We start from the raw sequence: 15,920 nt of genomic DNA on the forward strand, positions 1-15,920 counted from the left end.
CCTTTTTTAAGGGCGCCTGGAATCGTTTCAGGTGTTAAACAATCTTGTTACAAGGAGGGGGTATGGCAGATGTAAAACCAATGGGTAATCCGGCAGTGGTAGGTTTGGCTGGTTTCGGGTTGACAACTATGTTGCTGCAGTTTCATAATTTGGGCTGGATGGGAACCGGCACCATATTCTGTACTGCGATGTTCGTCGGCGGGTTGATGCAATTTATTGCCGGATTTCAGGAGTTTAAGTGTGGGAACAACTTTGGATACAGCGCCTTTTGTACGTATGGCGGGTTTTGGATGGCTTTAGGCTCAATTTGGTTTCTGGCTGATGCAGTCCCTGATACTTGGAAGCATTTAGGGATTACAACGAATGATATTGGCTTTTTCCTTGTTGGATTTACCCTGTATACCATTATCATGTGGATTGGATCCATGCGTGTCCATATGGCTATGTTTTTAACCTTTACCACACTGCTGCTTGGCTTTATCGGCCTGGATCTGGTATTCCTGGCTGGTATGAAAGCTCAACTGCTCAAAATTACAGCCATAGATCTGATCGTCTGCGCCTCTCTCGCATGGTATATGATGGCGGCGGCTATTTATGGTCAACTTTTTGGGCGCCCCATTTTACCTGTTGGCAAACCATTAGTTAACTGAGCTCTGGTTTCATCGTAAGACTATACGCTGAATATCAGTAGGTTGATGATCTGGGGGTAAGTGTTTACCCCGGTAAAATGTAACGAAAATATCAGAAAAAAGGAGAGTACCCCCTTTTTTCTGATATTGTTGTTCAATGGTTAGGCGATTCTAGGTAAACGTGCACCGTTTTTAAGGGTAAATTACAGGGGATAAGCATTATTTTTCTTTTGTTTTTTTTGCATGTTTATTGATGGCGACTATTTTCAAATTTTGATTTATTTAAATAGGTTAAGTCCGGAAAAACGTTGGTAAGCTTGTCTTTTTTCCGGCACTATATTTTCCGTTCTTTCTTTTCTTTCTCCTTGTAACATCGTCTTTTGTTGTGTGTCAAATTGCCTCGTCGTGAAGATGGATTCCTCCTTTTTTTAATTCTTGACTCGCTTTTTTCAGGCTGTTATAAGACCTTAGCTTCAGTAAATTTTTCTTGACGAAGTGGGTTGTATTGATTGCGTTGTCCACCATAGGCATGGAGACAAATCTCTGTGTCTTTAACAATAGTGAATCATTACAAAGGGGGAGGTTGTTTATGAGTCAAGACAAAGTGCCTGTTCAAGCTTGGATCACCACGTTCGCGGGTACAGCGATCAATGCATGTCTGGGTATTCTTTATGCCTGGAGTGTCTGGGGGAAGTCTCTCGTTAATGGCGAACTCGCTGGCCAACCAATGGAAGGCATAAATGCCGGTTGGACCTATCTGACCAATGCACAGGCATCTACGCCGTTTTCCATTTGCGTTATTTTCTTTGCGCTCACCATGATTCCTGGTGGTAAAATCAGGGACGCATTCGGTCCGAAATTCGGGGCCACACTCGGCGGTCTTCTTTTAGTAGCAGGTTGTATAGTGGCGGGCCTAATGAAAAGCTATACAGGCTTGATAGTTGGGTTTGGTATACTTGGTGGCTCTGCCATGGGAATTGGATATGCCTCTCCTACTCCTGCCGCTCTGGCTTGGTTTGGACCGCAACGTCGCGGCCTTATCGCAGGCCTTGTTGTTATGGGTTACGGCGGCGCAGCTATCTACATTGCACCTTTGGCACGTTTCCTGATTAATAAGTACGGAATTACAGGAAGCTTTATTGCTCTGGGTATTTTTTTCGCAGTTGTTGTTATCGTCGCAGGTCAGCTTCTGCTTACTCCGCCAAAAGGCTATGTCGCACCAACACCGCCTGTTAAAGAAGGTGCCCATCTGAAGCGTGCAGTTGCAACTAATAAAAACTGGAACTGGCAGCAGATGATCAAAACTCCTCAGTATTGGATGCTGCTCATCATGTTTATTCTTGCCACTCAATCAGGGTTGCTCATTATAGGAAAAGCTGCAGGTATGTTGGCTAAAACGTCAAAGGCCATACCTTTCCTGGCAGCCAATGGTTGGATTCTCGCCTCATACGGTGGTATCATGAACGCTGCAGGACGTCCCGCTACAGGTGTGTATTCCGATGCGTGGAGCCGTATGAAAGCGTATGCTTTGAATAATGGGCTTGCTGCTATTGCACTTGCTTGTATGCCGATGATTATGGCATCTCAGAATATCTTCCTGTTGTTCTTGGCTGTCGGTATTGGCTACTGGCAATATGGAGGATTGCTCTCTCTGATGCCTTCTTTTATAGCTGACTTTTTTGGTCCTAAAAATCTTGGAATGAATTTCGGTGTTGTTTTCTTCGGTTGGGGGCTGGGTGCTTTTATGCCCCGTCTTGCCGGAACCATTCAGGATAAAACCGGTAGCCTGGATACTGCATTTTATCTTTCTGCAGGATTGCTTGTCATCTCGGTTATTATTGCGCTTATGCTCAAAAGGCCGGATGATGAACATATTCCAGCTGAACAGTAATGTAAACAGTTATGCCATGATGCGCTCTGGCTATTTATATTAAGCAGAGTTGTCAGTAGTACAAAGCAAAGCGTGGATATGTGGTGGACATATCCACGCTTTTTTTAATGCAATCAAATTGTATAATGTAACAGGGAGGATACACTGTGGAGTTTGAAATTCCCGTGGGGCAGGAAGGCGTTCAGGAGTTGATGGTTAAGTATGAGGATACTGCAGCTAACTATGGAAGCGGACTGGTTGAGGTGTATGCAACCCCTGCCATGGTTGCTTTAATGGAGAAAACCTGCCTGATGTCAGTACTTCAGTATTTGCCTGACGGATACGGTACTGTGGGGACAAAAGTTGATATCGTCCACACAAAGGCTACGCCTGTCGGCATGCGGGTAGTTTGCAGGTCAAGACTTGTAAAGATTGATCGTCGTAAGCTTGTTTTTGAGGTTGAAGCTGAGGATGAAGCTGGTGTTATTGGTCGAGGGCATCACGAGCGTTTTATTATCGACACTGATCAGTTCATGGCTAAAACAGGTGCACCTGCAAAGTAGGTTTGTGTATTTCCTTTCTGGATCATCGCTAAAGACACAGTTAACCAATGTCCTCACTGGTTCACCTTACATGTATGACAAGGGGGCCTGCCTGTAGGAATGGCAGGGAAATAGGATATGGAGAAGGCTTATGGGGTTGAGGAACTCCATGTCTGGCATGGAGTAAACGTTGGAGCCGGTGGTTTATTAGATAGTTATCGGGCGGAAAAAATGCGCGGTGGTAATAGTGCTACGGTATGCTGCCGCAGTCACCCCTGCCATGGTATCAGGATACTCCCGGTTTCTCTTGGCAAGAGCAGGCCGCAACAGGTGATATCGTATCTGGAAGAGAGGGTTTACTTGACAGTGTTTCTCTCTTCTTTTTCCAGTAGTCGGCTATACTTGTTCAGTACACCATAAAGCATGTCTGGGAGATCGTTCTGTTGTCGAGAACTTCGCTGTAACTGTTTCAGGCATTTTTCCAGAGTAAGTGGTTCGCCGAGCATAACATGTCGAAGGATGAGCGAGATGAGTCTGGTGATTGTCGTTAGGTTGGAAATTCGAGATTGCAGCTGATGATCACGGTCAAAAGCCGTAGAAGCAAAAATTTCCACAGGCCGACCGTCAATTTCACTTACAGAAAGATACCATTTGTTAAATTCGCGATCAATTGTCCTGTATCGTTTTCCATCAAGTACTTCAGGTAATTCTATTTCAGCATCAATCCTGTTTAACTGGGGATTGATTAGTAGTGGCTCATCTTGATATTCTCTCCATAATTTTTTAATTATATCAGGTTTTTGCAGGATTACGGATCGAAGGTGACGGCAACTGTCACAGATGTTGTCTTCGTGGGTGTTGTGCAGATCCCCGCTGCCACAGTATTGGCAGGTATCTTTGTTAGGTTGTTGTTTCAAAACAGCCTCCGGAACAGGATTACTCAATGAAGGTGAATTCTATATTCTCTATACTCTGCCTGTGTACAGTGGGCAAAGAAAAAATTCATGGGCGGTATGCACTTGATTGCCAGTGAACCATTTCAGCATTGCAAATACTCATTTTCAGCAACTCCTGGTCTAATCGTTAAGCGTAATACCTTCCACCCAGCTCTGCTGTTTGCAGAATAGCGAAACGTATTGGATCATGGTAAAGCAGGCCAATACCTGAAAGGTCAGATGCGTTGTAAGCAGTTATTGGTTTCAATGGCTTGCAGAGGTGATATATATTCATCTGGAAATATGTAATTACTCATGGGGGGCTTCATGTACTTGGGTTCATTCACCTCTGAACTGTAATTGCCCACAGGTGATTCACATTTGAACAAGCTCGATTTGAGGCTATAGCCTATCTATGAGTGACATCGGGATCGTCCAGAGATAAAGTGCCTGTGATCAATTAAGGCAACGTGGACCGCTTTGCTCCTAGCAACAATACAATACGTCATGCGTCAATCACTGTATAACTCTTAATCTGAAATCAATGTCAAAGGGGATAAAAGAGAAATATGCGCAGTAGATTTAATCGTCGTCAGGATATACAAACTCGATATAAAAAAGCTCGTCAGCGAAATATGGTGTACGCCAATCACGGTATTCATGAGTTTGTAGTTATTCTGGATGGATTGAAACCAGACTTCAATATTGGAAAAATTATCAGGACGGCTGATGCCTTTTCTGCACGTGAAGTACATTTAACAGGAGTGGAATTTTTTGATCCTGAGCCTGCAAAGGGTTCGATGCGATGGGTTGTGCTGCATCAACATAAGGATTTTGCAGAGTGTTATGCCTCACTCAAGGGACAGGGGCTGTCTTTTTTTTGTATGGAGCCTGATAGCGGGAGCGTGCTAGGAGATTTTTCCCTGCCTGAAAAAACAGCGTTTATCCTTGGGCATGAAGAGTTTGGGCTAAGTTTTGACCCTGCAGACTATGATGACATTCAATCGTTGGCTATTCCCCAGTGGGGTAAAGTGCAAAGCCTGAATGTCAGTATTGCAGCTTCCGTGGCCATGTTTGAATATATCAGGCAACATGGCGGAGGTAATAAATAGTCGAGTAATTTCGTTCAGGTACTTGTGGTAATTAATCCGTGTTCAATGGCTTGAAAAAGGTACACTGGTTAAAAGAGTGATTTTTGCGCCGAAAACAGAGCCTTTTCTCTTGCATCTTCATCATCAATTGGTATTGTTTCAAACTTGGCCGTTTAAATGTTTATCGGATTAGTTTGCGGACTGGCTACATACAAGTGTCCTGTTGTTGGAAAAGCGTCATTCATTAGTGTCTGTCTGTAAATGAGGATTTATAGTTTGAGAGTAGCTCAACTAAGGCTCCTAAGCGTCTTTAAAATTTTACCACAAGCACATAGTTTACAACTGAGCTCCCGTACTTCTGGAGATATATTTTGGAGATAGCGCTCTTTGGGAGTCGCTAAGCGATGAACGGAGTTCCGATTAGACAATTATTGACAGACACTAACTAATTCGAAGCTGAAAAATAACATAATTTCAGGCTGATACTGATTATAACTCCTGGTTTACCAGCTCATCCAAGACAATTAGAGAATACATATGGATTACAGGGAAACGCTGAATCTGCCCAAAACAAATTTTAAAATGAAAGCTAATCTCACCCAGAAGGAGCCTATGGTTCTCAAACGGTGGGCAAAAGAAAAGCTCTACCAGAAAATTCAGCAACATGCAGAAGGCAAACCTGCCTATATACTGCATGATGGTCCTCCCTATGCCAACGGGAATATTCATCTGGGCACAGCTTTTAACAAGGTGCTCAAAGATATTATTCTCCGCTCTAAGAGAATGAATGGCTTTAACGCCCCCTACATACCGGGTTGGGATTGTCACGGGTTGCCAATAGAGCATAATGTTGATCTGGAGTTGGGAAATAAGAAAGAACAGATTTCCACCTTGGCCAAGAGGGCGGCATGTCGTAAGTATGCGCAAAAATGGATCAACACCCAGAAGGAACAGTTTAAACGACTGGGGGTTATAGGTGATTGGGATAATCCCTATTTGACCATGGATTTTGCGTATGAGGCTAGTATTGCCAAAGAATTCAATAAGTTTTTGCTTTCCGGCGCAGTGGTACGGTCAAAAAAACCTGTATATTGGTGTTCAACTTGCGGAACGGCATTGGCAGAGGCTGAAGTTGATTATGCCGACCATACTTCGCCATCCATTTATGTGAAATTTCCTGTAAAGCAGGATCTTGGAGATCTTGTTCCCGAGTTGGCGGGACAGAATGTTTTCGTACTCATCTGGACTACAACTCCCTGGACATTGCCTGCAAATCTCGCTGTCGCCTTTCACCCTGATATCACGTATGCAGCAGTCCGCGTGGGAGATGAAACCTGGATTTTAGCAGAAGATCTCGTTGGTACCTGCATGGAGAAGTTTGAGGTAGAAGGGTATTCCTCCATAGCCTCATTTTCAGCAAAAATACTCGAAGGAAAAACATGCCGCCATCCCTTTATGGAAAGGGACTCTCTTATGGTTCTTGCAGACTACGTTACCACTGAGGCTGGAACAGGGTGTGTACATACTGCACCTGGTCATGGTGCGGATGACTATCTCACCGGTCTGCGTTATGGGCTCGATATCCTCTCTCCCGTGGCTGATGATGGCAAGTTCACCAATGAAGCAGGGAAGTATGCTGGAGAACAAGTGCCAGATGCCAGCACGCATATCAACGCTGATCTGCACGCTGATGGATCTTTGGTAAAAGAAGAAAAAATTCGTCACAGCTATCCACACTGCTGGCGATGTAAAGAGCCTGTCATTTACAGGGCAACGGATCAGTGGTTTGTATCCATGGAAAAACAGGACCTGCGAAAAAAAGCCTTACAGGCAATTGAGCAGGTGAAATGGACCCCGGCCTGGGGACAGCAACGCATTTATGGCATGGTGGAAGCTCGTCCGGATTGGTGTCTCTCCCGTCAACGTTCGTGGGGAGTACCGGTCACTGTACTGACCTGCAAGGATTGTGGTGAGATCATCAGGGATGAAGGAGTTTGTGAAATCATTGAAACGCTGTTTGTAAAAGAAGGCGCTGATGCCTGGTTTAATCATCCTGCAGAAGATTTTATCCCTCAAGGTACAACGTGTCAGTGTGGTTCTACCTCCTTTAAAAAAGAATCTGATATTCTGGATGTTTGGTTTGATTCTGGTACCAGTCATGCAGCAGTGTTGGAGCAAAGGGCGGAATTGCATTCTCCAGCCGATTTGTATCTGGAAGGAAGTGATCAGCACAGAGGGTGGTTCCAGTCTTCACTGCTCACTTCAGTAGGGACTCGCGGGCGCGCTCCCTATAAAGGTGTACTGACCCATGGGTATGTTGTTGACGGGCAAGGAAAAAAAATGTCCAAATCCGTCGGAAATGTCGTCGTACCCCAGGAGGTAATTGATAAGTATGGTGCAGAGGTTCTTCGCCTTTGGGTGTCCAGTGAAAATTATCAGGATGATGTAAAAGTTTCTGAGGAAATTTTAAAACATGTAAGTGATGCCTATCGGAAAATCAGAAATACTATTCGTTTTCTTTTGGGAAATATCAATGATTTCGACCCAGAAAAACATACTGTCCAGTACTCTGAGCTTACTGACCTTGATAAATGGGCATTGTCGAAGTACGCAGAACTTGTTACGCGTGTTTTAGGTGCCTATGACCGCTTTGAGTTCCACGTTATATATCACAGCCTGTTTAATTTTTGCGGGACCGTTATCTCCAGTCTGTATATGGATGTTCTTAAAGACAGACTATACTGTTCTGCTTCCGATGCTCCTGAGCGGAGGGCTGCTCAGACAGTAATATATCGTATCTGCGATGGAATCTTGAAGCTCATGGCCCCTGTATTATGTTTTACCGCAGATGAGGCATGGGGCTATTTTCGTTCACTGCCTCAAAACAGCCCACTTGAGCAATCTATATTTTTTCAGCAATTTCCAAAAGTTGATGATGTTGAGGTCGACGCAGCGTTTATGGATCGTTGGGACACCTTATTGGCTCTCCGGTCTACAATAACCCGTGTTTTGGAATTAGCTAGGAGGGATAAAACCATCGGCCTGTCGCTTGATGCCCAGGTTATCCTCCGGGTTGGGGAAAAACTTAAACCGTTTGTGGAAGAGAACCTGCAGCAAATCAAAGAGTTGTGTATCGTTTCTTCTTTGGTGCTTGATTCTGGGCAGACTGATTCAACCCTTCAGTTTACCACGGTAGAAGAAGGGCTTGCCGAGGTCGAAGTGGCTGTTGTAGCGGCCCCTGGAGAGAAATGTGAACGATGCTGGATCATTTCCCAAACTGTGGGTGAATCAGAGGCGCATCCAGCCCTTTGTTCACGTTGTGCTGCCGTTGTCAGTTCACTTGCAGATTAAGCGATGCAGTTTGTTATAATATTGATTTTAGTTGTGTGTGCAGACCAGTTTTCCAAATTACTGGTACTGAGTAATATGGATTTGTATGAGTCCATATCTGTGGTGCCTGGTTTGTTTAACTTGACGTTTATGACGAATAACGGTGCTGCGTTTAGTTTGCTTGCAGGTCAGCCGGCCTTGTGGCGACAGCTGTTTTTTATTTTTACAGCATCGTTGGCTCTGGTGGTTCTTGTGTTTGCGCACAGAAGTTTTTCAAGGTCCCACAAACTTTACGGCGTTGCGTTTGGACTCATAGCAGGTGGGGCCGTTGGCAACCTGATTGATCGAGTTCGTCTTGGACACGTGATTGATTTTCTTGACGTCTATGTAAACGGTTGGCATTGGCCTGCTTTCAATGTGGCTGATTCTGCCATAACCGTGGGCGTTATTTTGTTTCTTGTTATTAACTTTGTTCTTGAACGCCAGCAGCGAAAAGAACAAATGATAAAATCATAAAATAGAAGTATGAAAAAAACAGCTATTCTTTTCCCTGGTCAGGGATCTCAGTATATTGGTATGGGGCAAGTATTTGCGGAAAATGATTCTGAAGCAGCTCAATTGTTCGCTTCAGGTGATCGTATTGCAGGGCTTCCAATTCACAAATTGTGCCTCGAAGGGCCAATGGCAGATTTGACGAGAGTGGTTGCCTTGCAACCAGCTTTAACGGTAATTAATCTCATCTGCTGGCAGCAACTGCAAAAAAGACTTCCTGATTTTGTGCCTGCATGTGTTGCCGGACATTCCCTTGGCGAATATTCTGCTTTGCATGCTGCTGGAGTTTTATCTCAGGAAGATACACTCAAGCTTGTTACTAAACGTGGTGAGCTGATGGACCGGGAAGGGAATGCCAACCCCGGTGGAATGCGGGCTATTTTAGGCCTTTCCGGTGAAAAAGTTGCGCAAATGGTCAATGAATGTCAGGGCCGTGGGCAGGTGGTTGTAGCAAATTACAATACACCTGCGCAGGTTGTGGTCAGTGGAGACGATGCCGGATTATCAGCACTCGGCGAACTGTGTAAAAGTGAGGGCGCAAAAGTTATTCCATTGAAAGTCAGTGTTGCCAACCATAGTCCGTTGGTAGCTGGCGCTGTTCCTGATTTTTCTGCTTTTATGCAGGACATTACGTTTCTTGCGCCAAAGATACCAGTGATTTTTAACGTTACCGCAAGCTCTCTTGATCAACCTGAAGACATTAAAGATGTCATGGCTAAACAGATAGCCTCGCCTGTTCGTTGGGTGGAAGTCATCGAGCAGATGGTTGATCTCGGAGTGGAGGTTTTTGTAGAGTTGGGGCCTAAAAACGTACTCACGGGGATGATGAAAAAAATATTGCCACGCAAAACCACCTGTGTTTGTCTTCAGGCTGACACTCCGGAAACAATTGAAGAGGTTGCAGCCTGTATTGCCGGGTAGATTTATAAATAATTACCCGAATCACCATCTGTTTCATACTGCTTGACAATATGTTTTGGTTAGGGTAATAGTATGAGATTTCTGCTTGCAAAAATGAATAGCGGTCGCGTAGGGTGACCGCTTTGACTATACTGTGCTCGGGACATGTTTGAGAATTTAACTGATCGACTTGACAACGTTTTTAAAAAGCTACGCGGCCATGGTAAGCTCACTGAAGAGAATATTCAGGAAGCTATGGGAGAAGTCAGGAAAGCTCTCCTCGAAGCTGACGTAAATTTTAAAGTCGTTAAAGACTTTATCGCATCTGTTACCGAAAAGGCAGTTGGCCAGGAAGTTCTTAGTAGTCTGTCACCTGGACAGCAGGTCGTCAAGGTGGTGCATGACGAACTCGTCCAATTGCTGGGTGCAGAGACGGCTCCTATAAAACTTGACGGAAGACAACCAGCCGTAATAATGCTTGCTGGTCTTCAGGGGTCGGGTAAAACCACTACCAGTGCTAAGCTCGCCAAAATGCTGAAAAGCAAAGGGAGAAAGCCTTATCTCGTGCCAGCCGATATTTACCGGCCAGCAGCTATTCAGCAATTGCATGTACTTGGCGAACAAATAGGTGTTCCTGTTTTTGATTCGTCAATTGAACAGAAACCTGTAGATATAGCAAGGGAAGCTGTTAAGAAAGCTCAGGAAGGAGAGTGGGATACTGTAATCCTTGACACTGCCGGGCGTCTGCACGTTGATGAAGCCCTTATGGCCGAGCTTCAGGACATCAGCTCTGCCGTTGAGCTCAGTGAGATACTGTTTGTCGCTGATGCGATGACCGGACAGGATGCTGTGAATGTTGCGGACAAATTCAATACAGATCTTGAGATTACCGGTGTAGTCCTGACTAAAATGGAAGGTGACGCCCGTGGCGGTGCCGCTCTTTCCGTAAAAAAAGTAACTGGCAAACCCATAAAGTTTGTGGGGATTGGTGAGAGTGTCGACGCTTTCGAAATCTTCCATCCGGATAGAACCGCTTCCCGTATACTGGGGATGGGAGATGTTCTTTCGTTGATCGAGAAAGCTGAGGCTGTAGTTGATCAGAAAAAGGCTCAAAAGCTCGCCAGAAAGATCCAGAAAAATGAGTTCACCCTTGAGGATTTTCTTGATCAGATTCAGCAGATCAAAAAAATGGGCAACCTTGAGCAGCTTATGGGTATGATCCCAGGCATTAATAAACTCAAACAACTCAAGGATGCTCCCAAGCCTGATGAAAAGGAGCTGAAAAAGACCGAAGCTATTATACGCTCAATGACTTCAAAAGAGCGGCATAATCATCGCATCATAAATGCAAGCAGGCGGCAACGAATTGCAAAAGGTTCTGGTACCAGTGTCGCCGAGGTAAATCGTGTGCTGAAAAGCTATACAATGATGCTGAAGATGATGAAGAAGATTAAAGGGAAATCAGTCATAAAGGGTGGTAAAAGAAGGAAATTGCCCAAAGGACTGGTTCGCTGAATAGCTGAGATGCGTAGCCCTCTGAGAACAGCCATGTATCAGAGCGGATTTTTTTCTATCCATAGGAGGATGTAATTACAATGGCAGTGCATATTCGTTTAACAAGAAAAGGTCGCAAGAAAAAACCATTTTATCGCATAATTGTTGCTGACAGTCAGGCACCTCGTGACGGTAAATTTTTAGATATCGTTGGTACTTATGATCCTATGCAGGAGCCAGCTGCTATACAAATTGATAATGAGAAACTCAATGATTGGATGGGGAAAGGTGCCAAGCCTACCGTCACCGTTGCGAACCTAATTAAAAAACATGTCAAGGCATCTGTAGAAACTGTATAAATGGAACAACTCATCCACTTTATCGCAGGTAAACTCGTTGATAAGCCTGAAGATGTTCATGTTAATCTTCGAGAAGAAGACGATAGCGTTATTGTCGAACTGCGTGTCGCTCAGGAAGATTTGGGTAAAGTGATTGGCAAACAGGGCCGGACTGTACGTGCCATGCGGACAGTACTCGCCGCATCTGTTGCCAGAGAGAATAAGCGTTCACGATTGGAAATACTCGAATAAAATGACCATGGCCGGAGAGCAGGCCGGTAGCTATGTCCTGCTGGGAAAAATTGTTAAGCCTCATGGTATTCGAGGGGAACTCAAGGTGTTTCCGTATACGGAACTGCCTGAGAATGTTCTGGAGTATAAAGAACTGTTTCTCTCTCTTGCTGAGCCGTTTCATCCTGAACAGCGATCAATGATCAATGGAAGGGTGCAGGGAAAGTTTGTAATCATGCGTCTTGACCGATGCAATGATCGAAACACTGCCGAGTTACTGGCTGGTATGGAAATATATATCGAGCGTAGTGCACTGCCTGAACTCGATGATGACGAATATTACCTGCGGGAACTTATCGGTAAAAAAGCTATCTCTCAAGGCCAGGAGTTTGGCACGATACGCGATATCGTATCAGGATCAGGACATGATCTCTTGAATATAATCTCTGCTGAAGGAAAAGAAATACTTGTTCCCTTGGTTACAGAGTTTATTATCGAATTCAAAGTAGACAGTGTAGTCTTCGATCTTCCACCTGGATTGCTTGAATTATGAAGGTAAAGCAAGCTGTCCATGATTTTTGATATAGTAACGATCTTTCCTGATTTTTTTTGCTCACCTCTGCGTGAAGGAATAATACGCCGTGCGCTAGAGGCTCATCAGATTCAGGTTAGGGTACATAATATTAGGGAATGGGCTACCGATCGCCACCAAATGACTGATGACCGTCCTTTTGGTGGTGGTGAGGGTATGGTGATGAAACCTGAGCCACTCACCAGATGCGTAAATGCCATTGAGCGGGAAGGCGATCTGTCTAAAGTCATTTTGCTTTCTCCTCGGGGGAAATTGTTCACGCATAAGGAAGCTGTTCGCCTTGCTGGTTGCAGACAACTGGTATTTATCTGTGGAAGATATGAAGGTGTTGATCAACGGTTTAGTGATACATGTGTAGATGAGGAATTCTCCATCGGAGATTTTATCCTTAGTGGTGGAGAACTCGCTGCCATGGTTATGCTTGATGCAATAACGCGGTTGCTGCCGGATGTATTGGGCTGTTGCGACTCAGCAGCGAAGGATACATTCAGTCGTAATTTGTTGAAACATCATCAATATACACGACCAAGAGAATTTGCTGGCCTGGAAGTTCCCGCGGAATTACTGACAGGAAATCATGCTGCCATTGAAGAGTATCGTTTTCTTGAATCAGTACGGCTAACTCTGGAAAGAAGACCTGATTTGTTGCACAATGCAGCGTTTTCCAGGCAGGAGGTGAAACTGCTTAAGAAAAATGGTGTATGGGAAAAAATAGCCAGCTTGTTACACGGGTAGAGGCCGGGAAACGCAAAAACAAAGCAAACTTGCTATAAAATGCGCCATTATCTCTACGAGGTAATGGCTAAAATTCTTTGCAGAAATTGAATACATCTGACATGACCGGACTAACACAACATCATTCCACGCTGGAAGTTGTGCTGGTTCACTGGCCTGTTGTGAACAAACATGGAGATATTATTGGTTCGGCTGTAACTAATCTTGATATCCATGATATCGCTCGGGCCTGTAAAACTTTTGGAGTCCACAGATATTGGATTGTTACTCCCTTTGATGAGCAGCAAAAGCTTGTAGGGGAGATAACTCGTCATTGGACATCGGGATATGGCGCTAAAGCAAATCCTGATAGGCAAAACGCTCTGGAATTGGTACACGTTCGCACCTCCATTGATGAAGTTGTGGACGAAATGCAGGGTTATTATGGTGTAAACCCACAGACTATTGTGACCTGTGCCAGTCCCCAGGCAAACATGCTTGGGTATGATGAGGTAAAAAAAAATATCACGGAAGACCGTCCAGTGCTGCTGATGTTTGGTACTGCATGGGGACTGGCTCCCGAAATGATGCATAAGGCAGATGCAACATTGCCACCAATACGAGGCGAAGGTGAATTTAACCATCTTTCTGTACGCTCAGCAGTTTCAATTATTCTTGATCGACTGCTAGGCAAATATTGAAATCATCAGTCACGATGCCTGGGGAATGAGATTAACGTTTCAGGATGTCGTGAGTGAGGCTATTGTTGTGAAATGGAAATAGAATGGATGATATGGAGGCATCCTTCGGGTCGGCAGCATAAATAATTGCTGGGTACCTGTAAAGCAAAGGCAATGAATATACTTGATAAAATAGACCGCGAACAGATGCGTTTCGATATTCCTGAATTCCGCCCTGGCGACACTGTTAAGGCGCATATTCGTATTGTTGAGGGTAATAAAGAACGTGTTCAGGTCTTTCAGGGCGTTGTTATTAAAAGAAAACGCGGTAATATGAATGCAACTTTTACTGTACGTAAAATTTCTCACGGTGTTGGCGTTGAGAAAACATTTGCTTTGCATTCACCCCGTCTTGAGAAAATTGAAGTCCTGACCAGAGGTAGAGTGCGTCGTAGCCGTCTTTACTACCTCAGGGATAGACGTGGTAAAGCAGCTCGTATTAAAGAGCGCGGCATCAACTAATAGGCTTCAGGAGACAAGTTATCCTAGAGTTTCATTTAGTTTTCAAGGGTACTTGTCTCCATTCTAAAGCTGGTAGTGCGGGTAGCATTGTATCACAATGATCTTCATGTTATCCTACGTGTCTTTGGAATCTATTTGGCCTTTGAGCTTGACACCATCGTTTTTTCAAGTAATTGCCTTGAGTAGAACTTCCATGGGGTTGATGGAGTAAAGTTTTGCAAAAGTCTCTTTCAACCTCATTTTCAAATCATATATCCCAATGGGATGGTTCCAACCTCTTTTATGAACAGCAACTCGCTCTACAGGGATTTCGAGCTGTAGGAGGTGTTGATGAAGCAGGAAGAGGACCCCTTGCTGGTCCTGTTGTGGCCGCGTGTGTAGTTTTCTCTCCTGATTGCCAACCGCATGGCTACTCTGATTCTAAAATTCTTTCCGCCCGACAGCGTGAAGATTTATATCTTCAACTCGTTAACAGCAAAGCCGCATATGGCATTGGTATTGCCGATGCACGTGAAATTGAAAGAATTAATATTTTACAGGCATCGTTGCAGGCAATGCTCAGGGCAGTGAAAGAGTGTGCAGCGATCAATCCGGATTTTCTGTTAATTGATGGTAAATTCAAAGTTCCTTCTAATCTTCCCCAACTGGCACTGGTGAAAGGGGAAACGAAGAGTATTTCCATTGCTGCAGCTTCAATTCTTGCCAAAGTAACACGGGACAGACTCATGTCTGAATATCATGCGCAATACCCATGTTACGGTTTTATTGATAACCAGGGGTATCCAACCAAGCAACATAGGGAGGCTATCGCCCAATATGGACCTTGCCCCATACATAGAACAACCTTTAAAGGAGTACGTGAGTACTGTCTAGATGCTGAGATGTATAGTTCTGAGCAAAAAACACTCTGGTAGGCTGAGATTCAACTGAATTTTTTAGTTACCTGCCCCCAGCAGTTATACGTACGTCTAATATAGTATCAGTTTGTGAACGTGCTGATATTACTAGAAAACTGAACGTTTCAGTGCTGGATATCATCGGCGTTTGATGCAATTGATTGCATACATTCCTTTGAGTTTTCTCTCAATCACCCGCCCCTTATACGAGTTGAAGACCTCTTCCATAAGCGAAAATCAAGAGCCAAAGAAATGTAATTCTGTATAACATGCATTTCTCATTGGCTTGAAATATGGTACACTTTCATACATGCAGATAATACATTTGCGGATTTAATGATCGTACTTGGCGAATGTTATGCCGGTGATGGAGTGCGATAGAATTTTTCTGATTTTTATTATGGCATTTGGTTCCTGTGACTCAAGCTCAAATCATATACGGTTGAAAATGATTGAGATAATTCCTGAAATACAGCGTTGAAGTCACATTAATATCTGAAAATACAATCTTTAGAGACTATCCAGGATAGTACCTGCTCACAGTGCACCTGATCTTTCCGCGATCAGCCAGGCTTACGTATGATCCAGTATGCTGAGCCGGCCT

At 44.3% G+C, this 15,920-nt stretch carries 16 protein-coding genes; 15 read left to right on the forward strand and 1 reads right to left on the reverse strand.

What is annotated here, in order from left to right; translation table 11 throughout:
* Positions 1-62: 62 nt before the first annotated feature.
* The 3 genes from G493_RS0107380 to G493_RS0107395 all read left to right on the forward strand — a co-directional run bounded on the left by G493_RS0107380 (position 63) and on the right by G493_RS0107395 (position 3,062).
* Positions 63-650 (forward strand): acetate uptake transporter, encoded by a 588-nt coding sequence (locus G493_RS0107380; protein WP_028579862.1) that lies wholly within the window; start codon positions 63-65, stop codon positions 648-650.
* Positions 651-1,218: 568 nt separating this feature from the next.
* Positions 1,219-2,520, forward strand: a complete 1,302-nt coding sequence (locus G493_RS0107390) for an L-lactate MFS transporter (protein ID WP_028579863.1) — start codon at positions 1,219-1,221, stop codon at positions 2,518-2,520.
* Positions 2,521-2,666: 146 nt separating this feature from the next.
* Positions 2,667-3,062 (forward strand): thioesterase family protein, encoded by a 396-nt coding sequence (locus G493_RS0107395; RefSeq protein ID WP_028579864.1) that lies wholly within the window; start codon positions 2,667-2,669, stop codon positions 3,060-3,062.
* Between the two features lie 335 nt (positions 3,063-3,397).
* Here the strand turns inward: G493_RS0107395 and G493_RS0107400 are convergent, their stop codons facing one another.
* Positions 3,398-3,958: a TSCPD domain-containing protein gene (locus G493_RS0107400; protein WP_028579865.1), complete on the reverse strand. Its 561-nt coding sequence runs from the start codon at positions 3,956-3,958 to the stop codon at positions 3,398-3,400.
* A 587-nt stretch (positions 3,959-4,545) separates the two neighbouring features.
* Between G493_RS0107400 and G493_RS0107405 the strand changes: the two genes are divergently transcribed.
* The 12 genes from G493_RS0107405 to G493_RS28295 all read left to right on the forward strand — a co-directional run bounded on the left by G493_RS0107405 (position 4,546) and on the right by G493_RS28295 (position 15,334).
* The gene (locus tag G493_RS0107405) at positions 4,546-5,088 is read left to right on the forward strand and encodes a TrmH family RNA methyltransferase (RefSeq protein ID WP_028579866.1); all 543 of its coding nucleotides are present in this window, start codon (positions 4,546-4,548) and stop codon (positions 5,086-5,088) included.
* A gap of 516 nt (positions 5,089-5,604) precedes the next feature.
* Positions 5,605-8,418, forward strand: a complete 2,814-nt coding sequence (gene ileS / locus G493_RS0107410; RefSeq protein ID WP_028579867.1) for an isoleucine--tRNA ligase — start codon at positions 5,605-5,607, stop codon at positions 8,416-8,418.
* Positions 8,419-8,421: 3 nt separating this feature from the next.
* Positions 8,422-8,913, forward strand: coding sequence for a signal peptidase II (gene lspA / locus G493_RS0107415; protein WP_028579868.1), 492 nt, complete (start codon positions 8,422-8,424; stop codon positions 8,911-8,913).
* Between the two features lie 9 nt (positions 8,914-8,922).
* Positions 8,923-9,870: an ACP S-malonyltransferase gene (gene fabD, locus G493_RS28285; protein WP_035273884.1), complete on the forward strand. Its 948-nt coding sequence runs from the start codon at positions 8,923-8,925 to the stop codon at positions 9,868-9,870.
* 144 nt (positions 9,871-10,014) lie between these two features.
* A complete protein-coding gene (ffh, locus tag G493_RS0107425) occupies positions 10,015-11,364 on the forward strand; it encodes a signal recognition particle protein (RefSeq protein WP_028579869.1) in 1,350 nt (449 codons plus the stop codon).
* An 80-nt stretch (positions 11,365-11,444) separates the two neighbouring features.
* Positions 11,445-11,702, forward strand: coding sequence for a 30S ribosomal protein S16 (gene rpsP, locus G493_RS0107430; RefSeq protein WP_028579870.1), 258 nt, complete (start codon positions 11,445-11,447; stop codon positions 11,700-11,702).
* The gene (locus G493_RS0107435) at positions 11,703-11,933 is read left to right on the forward strand and encodes a KH domain-containing protein (protein ID WP_028579871.1); all 231 of its coding nucleotides are present in this window, start codon (positions 11,703-11,705) and stop codon (positions 11,931-11,933) included. It abuts the gene before it with no gap.
* Between the two features lies 1 nt (position 11,934).
* Complete coding sequence (gene rimM / locus G493_RS28290) at positions 11,935-12,465, forward strand: ribosome maturation factor RimM (protein WP_051309104.1); 531 nt, start codon at positions 11,935-11,937, stop codon at positions 12,463-12,465.
* Between the two features lie 18 nt (positions 12,466-12,483).
* Positions 12,484-13,239 carry a tRNA (guanosine(37)-N1)-methyltransferase TrmD gene (gene trmD / locus G493_RS0107445; RefSeq protein WP_028579872.1) on the forward strand — a complete coding sequence of 252 codons (756 nt, stop codon included), beginning with the start codon at positions 12,484-12,486 and terminating at the stop codon, positions 13,237-13,239.
* Positions 13,240-13,340: 101 nt separating this feature from the next.
* A complete protein-coding gene (locus tag G493_RS0107450; protein ID WP_035273886.1) occupies positions 13,341-13,919 on the forward strand; it encodes an RNA methyltransferase in 579 nt (192 codons plus the stop codon).
* A gap of 153 nt (positions 13,920-14,072) precedes the next feature.
* Entirely contained in the window at positions 14,073-14,420 is a 348-nt protein-coding gene (gene rplS / locus G493_RS0107455) for a 50S ribosomal protein L19 (protein ID WP_028579874.1), read from the forward strand.
* A gap of 251 nt (positions 14,421-14,671) precedes the next feature.
* The gene (locus tag G493_RS28295) at positions 14,672-15,334 is read left to right on the forward strand and encodes a ribonuclease HII (protein ID WP_051309109.1); all 663 of its coding nucleotides are present in this window, start codon (positions 14,672-14,674) and stop codon (positions 15,332-15,334) included.
* Positions 15,335-15,920 lie beyond the last annotated feature (586 nt).

The organism is Desulfogranum japonicum DSM 18378 (assembly GCF_000429945.1).
Taxonomy (GTDB): Bacteria; Desulfobacterota; Desulfobulbia; order Desulfobulbales; family Desulfobulbaceae; genus Desulfogranum; species Desulfogranum japonicum.